The sequence below is a fragment of the Leifsonia shinshuensis genome, from assembly GCF_014217625.1.
Taxonomy (GTDB): Bacteria; Actinomycetota; Actinomycetes; order Actinomycetales; family Microbacteriaceae; genus Leifsonia; species Leifsonia shinshuensis_A.
The window spans coordinates 2,885,590-2,897,598 of sequence record NZ_CP043641.1 but is presented as its reverse complement, the minus strand read 5'-3'; the positions used below and the strand labels follow the sequence as shown (position 1 = coordinate 2,897,598).

General features: G+C 71.6%; 10 protein-coding genes. 8 read left to right on the top strand and 2 right to left on the bottom strand.

The genetic code is table 11. The annotated features are described in order from the left end of the window. Nucleotides 1-38: 38 nt before the first annotated feature. The 8 genes from F1C12_RS13975 to F1C12_RS13940 all read left to right on the top strand — a co-directional run bounded on the left by F1C12_RS13975 (nt 39) and on the right by F1C12_RS13940 (nt 8,242). Nucleotides 39-974, top strand: coding sequence for a hypothetical protein (locus F1C12_RS13975; protein ID WP_185275547.1), 936 nt, complete (start codon nt 39-41; stop codon nt 972-974). 68 nt (nt 975-1,042) lie between these two features. Further along, the gene (locus F1C12_RS13970; protein ID WP_185275546.1) at nt 1,043-1,987 is read left to right on the top strand and encodes an ABC transporter ATP-binding protein; all 945 of its coding nucleotides are present in this window, start codon (nt 1,043-1,045) and stop codon (nt 1,985-1,987) included. Further along, nucleotides 1,984-3,681, top strand: a complete 1,698-nt coding sequence (locus F1C12_RS13965; protein ID WP_185275545.1) for an ABC transporter permease — start codon at nt 1,984-1,986, stop codon at nt 3,679-3,681. The genes F1C12_RS13970 and F1C12_RS13965 overlap by 4 nt, the downstream gene beginning before the upstream one ends. A gap of 8 nt (nt 3,682-3,689) precedes the next feature. Then, the gene (locus F1C12_RS13960; RefSeq protein ID WP_185275544.1) at nt 3,690-4,163 is read left to right on the top strand and encodes a GbsR/MarR family transcriptional regulator; all 474 of its coding nucleotides are present in this window, start codon (nt 3,690-3,692) and stop codon (nt 4,161-4,163) included. Between the two features lie 73 nt (nt 4,164-4,236). Then, nucleotides 4,237-4,692, top strand: a complete 456-nt coding sequence (locus tag F1C12_RS13955; protein ID WP_258045901.1) for a hypothetical protein — start codon at nt 4,237-4,239, stop codon at nt 4,690-4,692. 33 nt (nt 4,693-4,725) lie between these two features. After that, a complete protein-coding gene (locus F1C12_RS13950; RefSeq protein ID WP_185275543.1) occupies nt 4,726-6,681 on the top strand; it encodes a M13 family metallopeptidase in 1,956 nt (651 codons plus the stop codon). Nucleotides 6,682-6,839: 158 nt separating this feature from the next. Continuing rightward, complete coding sequence (locus F1C12_RS13945; RefSeq protein WP_185275542.1) at nt 6,840-7,754, top strand: serine hydrolase; 915 nt, start codon at nt 6,840-6,842, stop codon at nt 7,752-7,754. 98 nt (nt 7,755-7,852) lie between these two features. Beyond that, entirely contained in the window at nt 7,853-8,242 is a 390-nt protein-coding gene (locus F1C12_RS13940; RefSeq protein ID WP_185275541.1) for a hypothetical protein, read from the top strand. Here the strand turns inward: F1C12_RS13940 and F1C12_RS13935 are convergent. Then, nucleotides 8,206-9,276, bottom strand: a complete 1,071-nt coding sequence (locus tag F1C12_RS13935) for an NAD-dependent epimerase/dehydratase family protein (protein WP_219732616.1) — start codon at nt 9,274-9,276, stop codon at nt 8,206-8,208. The two genes, F1C12_RS13940 and F1C12_RS13935, sit on opposite strands and share 37 nt — an antisense overlap. A gap of 81 nt (nt 9,277-9,357) precedes the next feature. Beyond that, nucleotides 9,358-11,928 carry a bifunctional lysylphosphatidylglycerol flippase/synthetase MprF gene (locus F1C12_RS13930; RefSeq protein ID WP_185275540.1) on the bottom strand — a complete coding sequence of 857 codons (2,571 nt, stop codon included), beginning with the start codon at nt 11,926-11,928 and terminating at the stop codon, nt 9,358-9,360. Between the last annotated feature and the right edge of the window lie 81 nt (nt 11,929-12,009).

Below are 12,009 nucleotides of genomic sequence, written 5' to 3'. Positions count from 1 at the left end.
ATGATCCCACGCCGGACCGGCGTCGCAGCGGTGCGCCCGTGACCCCCGCGGAGGCGGCCGGGCTGCTCGGACTCCCCGAGAACGCGACCGAAGGCCAGATCCACGAGGCGTACGCCGCGCGGGTCGCGACCGTCCCGCCCGGCGACGTCACCGGGGTCGACGCGCTCGCTCGGGCGCGGGATGCACTCCTCGCCGGAGTCCGCTGGCGGCCGCCGCAGACCACTGCGCCGCAGGGCGGAGGGATGCCGCAGGCCGCCACGACGCCGATCGGGCTCAGGCCGCAGCCGGGTGCGGGGATGCCGTCGCCGGCCGCACCGCAGGGTGCCGCACCACAGGGTGCCGCACCGCAGGGCGCCGCACCACAGGGTGGTTTCGTGCCGCCGGCGCCGGGCGCGCAGCAGCCGTACCCCCAGCCCTACGCGCCGCAAACGCCCTACCTCCAGCAACCGTCCTACCCTCAGCAGCCGACCTACCCTCCGCAACCGCCCTACCCCGGCTACGCCGCCGCGCCCCTCCCTCCCCGCAAACCCCTCTCCAACGGCGCCATCATCGGCGTCGCCCTCGGCAGCACCGCCCTGGTCCTCGTCGCACTCCTCGTCGTCGTCATCGCACTGGCCGGCAACACCCGCCTCGGGACCGCGGGCACGGCCGCGCAGCACGGATCGGCCGCGGCGCCCACCGCCCCGTCCGACCCGTCGAGCTCCGATCCCTCTGCGGCCGACCAGAGCTACGTCATCGACGGGGTGACGATCCAGCCCGAGCAGGGCTGGACCTTCGTGCTGACCTCCCAGCGCGACTGCCCCGGCGCCGAAGTGATCGTCGGGTTCGCGGACACCGTCGACGGCGACTCGATCGACGAGCACACGGACACCGTGTCGCTGCAGGCGGGCGTCCCGTACACGTACACGGTGCCCGACACGGCCTCCACCCACCAGTACGCCGGCATCGACGACCTCCAGTGCGTCCCGACCTGAGCCGGCGACACGTAAGGATTCCGTTAGAAGTTTTCACAAATTACTGAATCGCGCGTAAACTCACGCGCATGACCACAGTGATTGAGGCCTCGGGCCTCGAGAAGCGATTCGGCAGGGTCCGTGCACTCGACGGGCTCGACCTCACCGTCACCGAAGGCGAAGTGCACGGATTCCTCGGGCCGAACGGCGCGGGCAAGTCGACCACGATCCGCATCCTGCTCGGCCTCGCGCGCTCCAACGGCGGCACCGCCCGCGTCTTCGGCAGCGACCCCTGGCGGGACGCCGTCACCCTCCACCGGCGCATCGCCTACGTCCCCGGCGACGTCAGCCTCTGGCCGAACCTGTCCGGCGGCGAGGCCATCGACCTCCTCGCCCGGCTGCGCGGCGGCACCGCAGACAAGGCGGCCTACGCCGAGCGCAAGAAGCGGTTGATCGACGTGTTCCAGCTCGACCCGACCAAGAAGGGCCGCGCCTACTCCAAGGGCAACCGGCAGAAGGTCGCGCTCGTCGCCGCCTTCGCCACCCCGGCCGACCTCTACATCCTCGACGAGCCGACGAGCGGGCTCGACCCGCTGATGGAGGCCACCTTCAACGCCGAGATCGCCCGCATCTCCCGCGACGGCGCCACCGTGCTGCTGTCCAGCCACATCCTCTCCGAGGTCGAGCAGCTCTGCGACCGGGTCAGCATCATCCGCGAAGGCAAGACGGTGGAGTCCGGCACGCTGGACGAGCTCCGCCACCTCACCCGCACCGAGATCTCGTTCGCCGCCGACGGGATGACGGACGAGCAGCTCGCCCGCATCCCCGACGCCCACGACCTGCGCACCGACAATGGCCGCGTGAAGTTCACCGCCGACAGTGACGGCCTCCCGCCCGTGCTCGCGGCGCTCGCCGATCTGAACGCGAAGAGCCTCACCGTCGCGCCGCCGTCGCTGGAGGAGCTGTTCCTCCGGCACTACGGCGACGAGCTGGCCGGCGTCGACAAGCTGGAGGCGGAGGCGAAGGGGCGATGAGCACCACGACCACCGACCGCCCGGCCACCCGTGCCGGCCACACCGCCGTCCCCGAACGCGGACGCGTCGCGACCCTCGGCGTCCTGCTGCGGCAGCGCCTGCGCCGCGACCGCTGGCAGCTCCTCATCTGGATCCTCTGCATCGCGTTCCTGGCGTTGTTCTCGGCGGCGAGCATCGACTCGACGTACGGGTCGGCGACCGGGCGCGAGGAGCTCATCAAGCTGGCGATCGCGAACCCGACCGTCCTCGTCCTCCGCGGCCTCCCGCAGGGCACCGGCTTGGCGGCGGTGACGTTCTTCGAGATCTACACCTTCCTCGCGCTGCTCGCCGGCCTGATGAACACGTTCCTCGCGGTCCGGCACTCCCGGGCGGAGGAGGAGTCCGGCCGGGCGGAGCTCGTCGGCTCCACGCCCGCGGCACGGCTCACCCCGACGGTCGCGACGGTCATCCACGGCGTCCTCGCGAACATCGTGCTCGCGCTGGCCACCGCGCTCGGCTTCCTGGCGTCCGGCCTCCCGGCGTACGGCTCGCTCGTCGCGGGCGCGGCGGTGGGCGGCGCGGGTGTCGCCTTCCTGGCGGTCGGCCTTCTGCTCGCCCAGGTGATGAGCACCTCGCGCGGGGCCAACGGCTTCGCCTCCGCGGTCGTCGTGCTCGCCTGGGTGCTGCGCGGGATCGGCGACGCGATCGGCACCGTGACGAGCTCCGGCACGACGATGGTCTCCGGCTGGCCCACCTGGCTCAGCCCGATCGGCTGGGGCGAGCAGTTCTCGCCGTACGTGCGCAACGACTGGACGCCGCTGCTCCTGCAGCTCGGCTTCGCGGCCGTCCTCATCGCGGCGGTGTTCGGCCTCCAGGCAGTGCGCGACTCGGGCGCCGGGATCGTCCCCGAGCGTGCGGGCCGGGCGAACGCACTGCCGATGCTGAACGGCCCGCTGGGGCTGGCGTGGCGGCTGCAGTGGCCGACAATCCTCGGCTGGACCATCGGCGGCCTCGCCACCGGCGTCCTGGCCGGCGCGCTCGGCAGCGTGGTCAGCTCCTCCATCTCGAACGACCCCAGCCTGGGCAACATCCGGGACGCGGTCGCCCACTTGGGCGCCGGGGGCTCGGGCCCGATGACGGCGCTGTTCCTCTCCGCGATCATGTCGATCGTCGGCGTCCTCGCCGCGGCGTGCGCGGTGCAGGCCGTGATCCGGCTGCGCCAGGAGGAGGTCGGCGGCTCGGCCGAGGTGATGATGGCGACCCCGGTCTCCCGGGTGCGCTGGCTGCTCGACTTCGTGCTGGTCGGCCTGATCGCGATCGTGCTCGTGCTGCTGGCGGCCGCGCTCGCCGCGGGCCTGTCGGCGACGGCGGCGGGCGAGAAGGCGTCCACCTTCAACGACGCATTCGCCGCGGCGGCCGCGCAGTTCCCGGTGGCGCTCGTCTACCTCGGCGTGCTGACGCTGGTCTTCGTGGTGCTGCCGAGCTGGACCGTCCCGGTCGGCTGGGCCGCGCTCGGAGCCGGGGCCTTCATCGGCATCTTCGGCGCACTCATCAAGCTCCCGGACTGGCTGCGCCACTTCTCCCCGTTCGCCGACGCCCCCGTGGTCGTCGGGAAAGTCGACTGGACCGGTGGATACTGGATGTTCGGCATCGCGGTGGTCGCGCTCGCCGCCGCCGCGGCCCTCATCCGCCGCCGGGACTTCGCGATCGGGTAGGGACGGGCATGGCCAGGGACGAACGGGCTCTGACGGAGATGATGGAGCACTCCGCGGCGGTGCTGACCGCCGCGGGGTTCCCGAAGATGCCCGCCCGGGTGCTGATGGCGCTCACCGTCACCGACTCCGCCGGGCTGACGGCGGCGCAGCTCGCCGAGCGCCTCGACGTGAGCGCGGCCGCGATCTCCGGAGCCGTGCGCTATCTCCAGACTCTCGGGATCGTGCGCCGGCTCTCGCAGAACGGCAGCAGGCGCGACCTCTACCAGATGCCGGCCGACTGGTACGCGCTGATGGTCCGCAACAGCCCGATCTACGGCGTCCTGGCCGACCAGGCGGACGCCGGGCTCGCCGCCGTCGACGACCCGGACGACCCGGCGACCGAGCGGCTGCGCGACATGGCCGGCTTCTACCGGTTCATGCAGGCCCGGCTGCCGGACATGCTGAACGAGTGGGAAGAGATCCGTTCGTCCCGGGATGCCTGACTGACCGGCGTGCCTCGCCGTCCGCCCGTGAACATCTGAAATGCTGGCGATCGTACTCACCAGGGGGATCGACATGCGTTTCACCACTCCGGCCAGGAAGGCGGGGCTGATCGCGGTGCTGCTCGCGGTCAACGTGGCACTCGCGCTGCTGTTCGACGCCCTCCACTCAGAGGTCGCCTCCATCGTCCTGACGGTCCTGCAGGTCGCCGGCTGGTATCTGGTGACGCGGATGTTCCGAGGGCCGGGGGAGTCCGTGCGCGCGGCCCGGCCGTGGTGGCGGATGACCAACCGGCCGCTCCTGTCCGGGGTCTTCGGCGCCGGCTACGCGCTCCTCGCCGTCGTGAACATCGGCTTCTCGCTCGCCGGCTACGGCAGCCTCTCCGGCACGGTCTCGATCCTCGCCGAGCTCGTCCTGGCCGCGCTCTTCCTCAACTCGTACGCGTGCCTCCGTCCACGCCGCGCGACGCCCGCGCAGCCGGCGGCCCGGCCTCAGGCACGCCCGCGCGTCACCGGCGGCGCGCGCACCTGACAGGCGGGCCGCCAGCGCCGTAGGCTGGGGCGCATGACGCTCTCCTCCGGCATCGCCACCGACGAACTCGACCCCACGATCCGCCCGCAGGACGACCTGTTCCGGCACGTGAACGGCACGTGGATCGCCCGCACCGAGATCCCGTCCGACAAGGCCCGCTGGGGTTCCTTCATGGAGCTCGCCGAGCAGTCGGAGGCCGCGGTCCGCGAGATCGTCGAGGCCGCCCAGACGGCGGAGGAGGGCACCGAAGAGCGCAAGTTCGGCGACCTGTACACGAGCTTCCTCGACGAGGACCGCGTCGACGCGCTCGGCGTGAAGCCGATCGAGGCCCAGCTCGCCATCGCGAGCGACGTCGCGAGCATCCCCGAGTTCCTGAAGACCCTGGGCGAGCTGGAGCGGCACGGCGTCGGCGGCATCTACCAGCTCTTCGTCGACAACGACCCGGGCGACCCCAGCCGCTACCTCGTGTTCGCCGAGCAGGCCGGCATCTCGCTGCCGGACGAGTCGTACTTCCGGGAGGAGCGGTTCGCCCCGATCCGGGAGGCCTTCGCCGCGCACGTGCAGCGGATGTTCGAGCTCGCCGGGTTCCAGGACGCGCCGGAGCGCGCCCAGCGTGTGTACGACCTCGAGGTGGAGATCGCGGCGCAGCACTGGGACAACGTGACCTCGCGCGACTCGGAGAAGACCTACAACCTGTTCTCGTGGGCTGACGCTACGGCGCTGTTCGGATCGGCGGGCCTCGACAGCTGGGCCGCCGGCCTCGGCGCCCCGCAGGGCGCCCTCTCCGAGATCGTCCTCCGCCAGCCGTCGTTCACCTCCGGCGTCGCCGGCCTGCTCACCGAGGACAAGCTGGAGTCCTGGAAGGACTGGCTGGCGTGGCAGATCATCCACGACTCCGCCCCGTACCTGACCGGCGACTTCGTGGACGCGAACTTCGACTTCTACGGCCGCACCCTCACCGGCACGCCGGAGATGCGCGCCCGCTGGAAGCGCGGCGTCTCGCTCGTGGAGGGCGTGATGGGGGAGGCCGTCGGCCGCATCTACGTCGAGCGGCACTTCCCGCCCTCGGCCAAGCAGGCGATGGACGCGCTGGTCGCCAACCTGATCGAGGCGTACCGGCAGAGCATCCAGAAGCTGGAGTGGATGGGCGAGGACACCCGCGACCGGGCGCTCGACAAGCTCGGCAAGTTCACGCCGAAGATCGGCTACCCGGTCAAGTGGCGCGACTACTCGGCACTGGTCATCGACCCGACCGACCTGGTCGGCAACGTCCGCGCCGCCGCGCTGTTCGAGTTCAACCGCGAGCTGAACAAGATCGGCAAGCCGATCGACCGCGACGAGTGGTTCATGACCCCGCAGACGATCAACGCGTACTACAACCCCGGCTTCAACGAGATCGTCTTCCCCGCGGCCATCCTGCAGTACCCGTTCTTCGACGAGGGACGCGACGCCGCAGCCAACTACGGCGCGATCGGCGCGGTGATCGGCCACGAGATCGGCCACGGCTTCGACGACCAGGGCTCCAAGTTCGACGGCGACGGCAAGCTGGACGACTGGTGGACCGCCGCCGACCGCGCCGCGTTCGAGAAGCGAACCGGCAGCCTGATCGCCCAGTACGACGCGCTCGCGCCCGCGCAGGTGCCGGACCACCACGTCAACGGCGCCCTCACGATCGGCGAGAACATCGGCGACCTCGGCGGCCTCGGCATCGCGTGGAAGGCCTACCTGCTGTCGCTCGGCGGCGAGGAGCCGCCCGTGGTCGACGGCCTGAGCGGCGCGGAGCGCTTCTTCCTGTCGTGGGCGCAGGCGTGGCAGCAGAAGGGCCGCGACGCGGAGGTCATCCGCCTGCTGGCGATCGACCCGCACTCGCCGAACGAGTTCCGCTGCAACCAGATCGTCCGCAACATCGACGCGTTCTACGACACGTTCGGGGTCACCGACGGTGACGCGCTGTGGCTGGCCCCCGAGGAGCGCGTCACCATCTGGTGACGCGCCGGGGACTGCGCGAAAGGGATCGCCCCGCCACCCCCCGAGCGGGGTAACATCGTCCCTATCGTGTCGAGGGCCCCGCCCTTGCTGCGATGCGGGCCGGGGGGACCGCAGCACCGACCGATGCTCCCGACTCGGAAGAAAGACCCAGCCCGACTGTGACGATCCAGACCCCGGAGACCGACCACCGCCGCCGGCACGCCAGTGCGCGACGCGGCCGGCACCGCGGGTCCGCGCCCGCCGCCTCCGAAGTCTTCACCCGCGGTTTCGACGCGCTCGGCCGGCTGGCCGTGCAGGGCGTCCAGGTCTCGGCGCGCGCGACCGATCTCTCCACCGGCGAGGTGCTCTTCTCGGTGGACGACCACGTCGTGATGCCGACGGCGAGCATCGGCAAGGTCCTGCTGCTGGTGGAGGTCGCCGCGCGCCTGAACTCGCGGCAGCTCAGCCCGCTGGTCCAGCTCGACCGCACGCCGCAGGACATCGCGGGCGAGTCCGGCATCTGGCAGCACCTGCAGGTCCCGGCACTGCCCGTCGCCGACCTGGCCGCGCTGGTGGGGGCGACGAGCGACAACCTGGCCACCAACGTCCTCCTGCGCCGTGTCGGCCTGGAGGCCGTGAGCGCCCGCACCGAGTCCCTCGGCCTCACCCGAACCGCCCTCCTCGACCTGGTCCGCGACCACCGCGGCCCGGACGACGCCCCGCAGCTGTCGGTCGGCAGCGCGAACGAGCTCACCTGGCTGTTCTCGGCGCTGGCCCGCGGGGAGGTCGTGGACGCCGCGACGAGCCGCCAGGTGATCTCGTGGCTGTCCCTGAACAGCGACTTCTCGTTGGTCTCGAGCGCGTTCGGCCTCGACCCGCACTCCCACCGCCACCCGGAGCACGGCATCCTGCTGGTCAACAAGACCGGCACGGACGCGGGCGTGCGCAGCGAGGTGGGCGTGCTGCGCGGACCGCGGGCGGGCGTCACCTACGCGGTGTCGACATACTTCGACGACACGGCGCTGCCGGCGCGACTGTCGGTGATCGACGGGATGCGCACGGTGGGGCTGGACCTGCTGGAGTACGTGTTCTGAGGCGGGCGTGAAATAAGACACGCCGGATTCGCTGCTAGCCTTGCGGTTCGTCCATTTCGAGGGAGCGCACGATCCGCAGCACCGCCCAGGTCATCGCCGTGTGGCTCCCGGGGCTCGGCATCCTGGTCTCCTGGCTGCTCCTCCGTGACGAGCTGCCGGAGACCATGGTCACGCAGTGGAGCGGCCGGACTCCGAGTTCATGGGCTCCGACGGGGCTCGTGCTTGCGGTGACCGGCAGCGTCTCCGTCGTGTCGGCCGCGTGCGCCGGCCGCTCCGACCGCCGGGGAGTATGGATCGCAGTCGGATTCTCCGCCCTCGGTGCGTCAGCGTGGCTCGTCCTGGCGCTCGCGAACGTGCAGACCATCCCCTCCGTCGGAGGCTGGGGCCTGCTGACCCCGCTCGCGTTCCTCTACGGAGGCGTCGCCGCCGCGCTCACGCGCCCGGCGTCCCCTCACCGCGCCGCCGGGAACGCGTCCTCCGCCTCGTAGTCGAACCACCGGTCCGCCGCCGCGCGCTGCGCCAGCGTCGGGAACACCTGCTCCCACCCTTCCCCGCGAAGCTCGCCCGCGCGCACCTCGCGAACGGCCCAGTCGACCGCGTCGGCCACGGCCTCGCGGTACGGCGCCGGCTGGCGGTAGCCGAGTTCCACGGTCGCCGCCGCCATGCTGAGCAGGAGCGGGTGCGCCACACTCCACGGGGTGCCTCCCACGTCGTCCACCGGTGCGCCGGGGAAGGTCACGACCTCCACCTCCCGGTCCATGGCCGCGTAGACCGCGCGGGCGATCTCCGCGACGCTCACGTTGTCCTCGTCCACCGCGTTGAGCACGCGCTGCCCCGGGTGCGCGGCGCACAGGGCGACCAGCTCCGCAATGTTGACGGTTGCTGACGTGCTGAACCGGTTGGCGCCGTCGTCGGAGAGCAGCACCCTTCGGCGGCCGTCGAGCGCGCGCTTGATGAAGTACCACTCCCGCAGCGCCGGGCTGAACGGGCCGTGGATCGCGCCAGGGCGGAGGATGCTCACCGGCAGGCCCTCGACCGCGAGCAGCCGGCGTTCCATCGCAGCCTTCAGCGGCGAGTACGTGCGCTCGGCGTTGTCGACCGTCGGGTCCGTCTCGCGAAGCGGGAGCGGGTAGTCGGGGAAGTCGTCCGGGCCGGTCACGATGTCCAGGTAGCCGCCCTCCCGGCCGGTGTAGACCGATCCGGTGGAGATGACGACGAGGGAGCCGACCTCCCCCGCGAGCGCGGCGAGCTGGTCGGCGTGCTTCGGCTCGTACGCGACCGTGTCGAGGACCAGGTCGTGACCTCGGGCCAGCGCCAGCAGAGCGTCCGTGTCGTCGCGGTCGAGCCGGACGGTGGTGACGTCCTGGTCGGCCAGGCCGGTGTCGCCGTGGTGCCGGCCGCGGTGGGCGACCAGCACCGACCAGCCGTCGGCGGCGAGCCGGCGGGCCGCGGCGGAGCCGATCTGCCCGGTGCCGCCGATGATCATCGCGGTGCGCGCCGCAGCGCCGGAGTCGAGCGTCATGGCGCAACCGTACGCCGGGCGGCGCTGGGACAGCACGACCGCGGCTCTGCCGTCAGCAGAGCGTTCAGCCGAGGAGGGCCCTCACCCCAGCAACGTCCGTGCCAGCGCCAGGTACTCCCGCGCGTTCGCGTCGGGGAGGTACGCCCGCCCGATCGCGTTGCCGATCGACGGCAGCGACACCGCGTCCGGGTACGCCAGCCACAGCGTCTCGTAGGTCGGGTTGAACTTGCTCTTGAACGCGAACAGCGACGCGAAGCCGTACGCCGGCTCCAGCGTCTTGGCCAGGAAGGCGAGCAGACGGTCCATCACCGCGGGTCCCTCATCCGCCGCATCCGTGTCGGCATCAGCCGAAGCCCCCGCCGGTTTCGTCGCCAGCGGCGCCCCCGACAGGCTCAGCACCTCGACCCCGTCGCCGCGCATCCGCTGCGCCGCCGAAGCGATCACGAACTCCATGATCCCGGGGACGCTCTTGTCGGCCCGCCGCATGAAGTCGATCGTGTAGCCGACGATCCGGTCGTCGCGCCAGCTCGGCAGCCAGCTCGTGACCGCCTGGAGGTCGCCCTGCGGGTCGTACGCGAGGTAGAGCCGCACGTCCGGATCCTTCAGCTCCGCCATCCCGCCGAGCGTGAAGCCCATCTCCGGCAGCTCCTTCTCGGACACCCACTGCTCGCTCAGCGCGACGATCTGGTTCTGCTGGATCGGCGCCAGCTCGCCCCACGTCGTCCACAGCGTCGAGATGCGCTCCTTCACCCCGCGGTTGTGGGCCTGCCGGACCTTCTGCCAGGGCTTGCCCAGCATGTCGAAGGTCTGCGGGTGCATCAGCGTCTCCTCGCCGACCGAGACGCTCTGCCAGCCGAGCGACTCGAACACGGGCAGGAACGCGCCGTGGATGCTGTAGAACGCCGGCGTCCAGCTGTTCGCGTCGCAGAACCCGATGAAGTCGATGATGGTCTGCTCGGCCCGTTCCGGCCGGCACACCGGGTCGGACAGGGTGATCGCCACCCCGTTGATCACCCGGTAGGCGACGGCCGCCTCGCCGTCCTCCGAGAACCAGTAGACGTTCTCCGGCCAGGTGCCCATGAAGCCGAGCGTCCCGCCGCCGCCCGCACGCAGCAGCTCGCGGAAGCGCAGCTCGTCGCCGACGGTGCGCCCGGTGGAGGTCGCCCGGTACAGGCGCATCGTGCCGATGACGAAGATCGTCCAGAACACCGGGCCCACCCACTGGTAGAGCAGCAGGGTGAACGGCGACGTCGGCACGATCACCGGGCCGAGCACCGACTCGAACCCCGACGGCACGAACCGGCGCAGCGTGGAGGCGAACACATCCCCGATGGAGGCCTCCGGCACGTACGACGACAGCGTCCCGAGGCCCGCGATCAGGTACAGGACGGCGAGCAGCGCGAACGCGACGACCACCAGGATCGTGAACCGCACGATCGCATCCCTGGGCGCCCGGATCTGGAACTGCCGCCGCGTCGCCACCAGCAGCGCGATCGACGCCAGCGGCACCAGCAGCGTCGCGGCCAGCCACAGCAGCACCTCGATCGCCGGCGCGAGGGCGTCGATGCTGTCCACGTTGATGCTGATCTCACCGCCGGGCAGCGCCGTGAACGGGAGGACGATCATCGCGGCGTTCACGACGATCCCGAGCACCCACGCGAAGTGCCGGCCGCGGCGGAGGCCGATGGCCGTCACGATGAGCAGCACGAGCGGCAGCAGGCTGAGCAGCAGCGGCCCGACTCCTTGCACGGAGACCGCGGCGAGCTCGTCGCGGCAGTTGGTCGTGTCGACGGCCTTGCACGCTGTCAGCACCGTCGCGGCGTCGACCTCCCGGTGCTGGAACAGTGCCGAGATGAACGAGAGCGGTCCGAGGCCGCCGGGCGGCAACAGCGCGGCCAGCGGCCCGACGGCGGTGATCGCGACGATCGCAGCGACCAGGTTGCGGGTCTCGGCGTGCGAGCTGCGGCGGATCCGGTGCAGGGGCCCGCGGCGCAGGATGACGCCGAGAGCGAGGCCGAGCAGTGCCGCGAACAGCCGGTAGACGTTGTTCTGGTCGCCGTTGTAGAGCACGAACATGACGACGGTGGCGAAGGTCAGCAGCCGGATCCGGCGCCGCCAGAGCGTGGTCGCGAAGGCGCTCGCCGTGACCAGCGCCCCCACGATCCCGATGGTGGGGTCGAGCGTGAAGTCGAACTCGGTGGCGTGCGCCAGGATCTCGCCCACGTTCGCCGCCGCCCACTGGCCCAGCACGCCGAGCGTGATGCCCAGCACCCCGGTGACCAGGAACGCGACGATCAGGCGGACGGTGCCGAGCAGCCGTTCGGACGCGGCGAGCAGCGTCAGCGCCAGCAGGAACGAGATGACGAACTGGATCGGGTCCTCCGGCACGAAGAGCGCCGTGAACGGCGTCCACCAGTACCCGGCCCGGATGGTCGTCGGCACGCCCGCCGCCCAGACCAGCGATCCGCCTCCCACGCTCGCGGCGCTCCACAGCGTGCCGGTGGCGATGGAGGTCGCCAGCAGGAGGACGGCGAGGGTCACGCTCGCGGGCGCGACCTGGACGTAGGCGCGCAGCAGGGCCCACGCCGGTGGCCGCCCCGGGGGCGGATCCGCCGGCGGCGCTGGTGCGGTGTTCGTGGGAGCCGTGCTCATCGTGTCTCCGTCGCGGTGGCCCCCACCTTAGCCGTCGCCGCCCGTTCCCGGAGGCGGCACCTGCTGCGCGGGGGCGGAAAA

Coding starts and splice junctions, on each gene's coding strand:
- F1C12_RS13970 (WP_185275546.1), top strand. CDS start 1,043: ATGACCACAGTGATTGAGGCCTCGGGCCTCGAGAAGCGATTCGGCAGG.
- F1C12_RS13965 (WP_185275545.1), top strand. CDS start 1,984: ATGAGCACCACGACCACCGACCGCCCGGCCACCCGTGCCGGCCACACC.
- F1C12_RS13960 (WP_185275544.1), top strand. CDS start 3,690: ATGGCCAGGGACGAACGGGCTCTGACGGAGATGATGGAGCACTCCGCG.
- F1C12_RS13955 (WP_258045901.1), top strand. CDS start 4,237: ATGCGTTTCACCACTCCGGCCAGGAAGGCGGGGCTGATCGCGGTGCTG.
- F1C12_RS13950 (WP_185275543.1), top strand. CDS start 4,726: ATGACGCTCTCCTCCGGCATCGCCACCGACGAACTCGACCCCACGATC.
- F1C12_RS13935 (WP_219732616.1), bottom strand. CDS start 9,276: ATGACGCTCGACTCCGGCGCTGCGGCGCGCACCGCGATGATCATCGGC.
- F1C12_RS13930 (WP_185275540.1), bottom strand. CDS start 11,928: ATGAGCACGGCTCCCACGAACACCGCACCAGCGCCGCCGGCGGATCCG.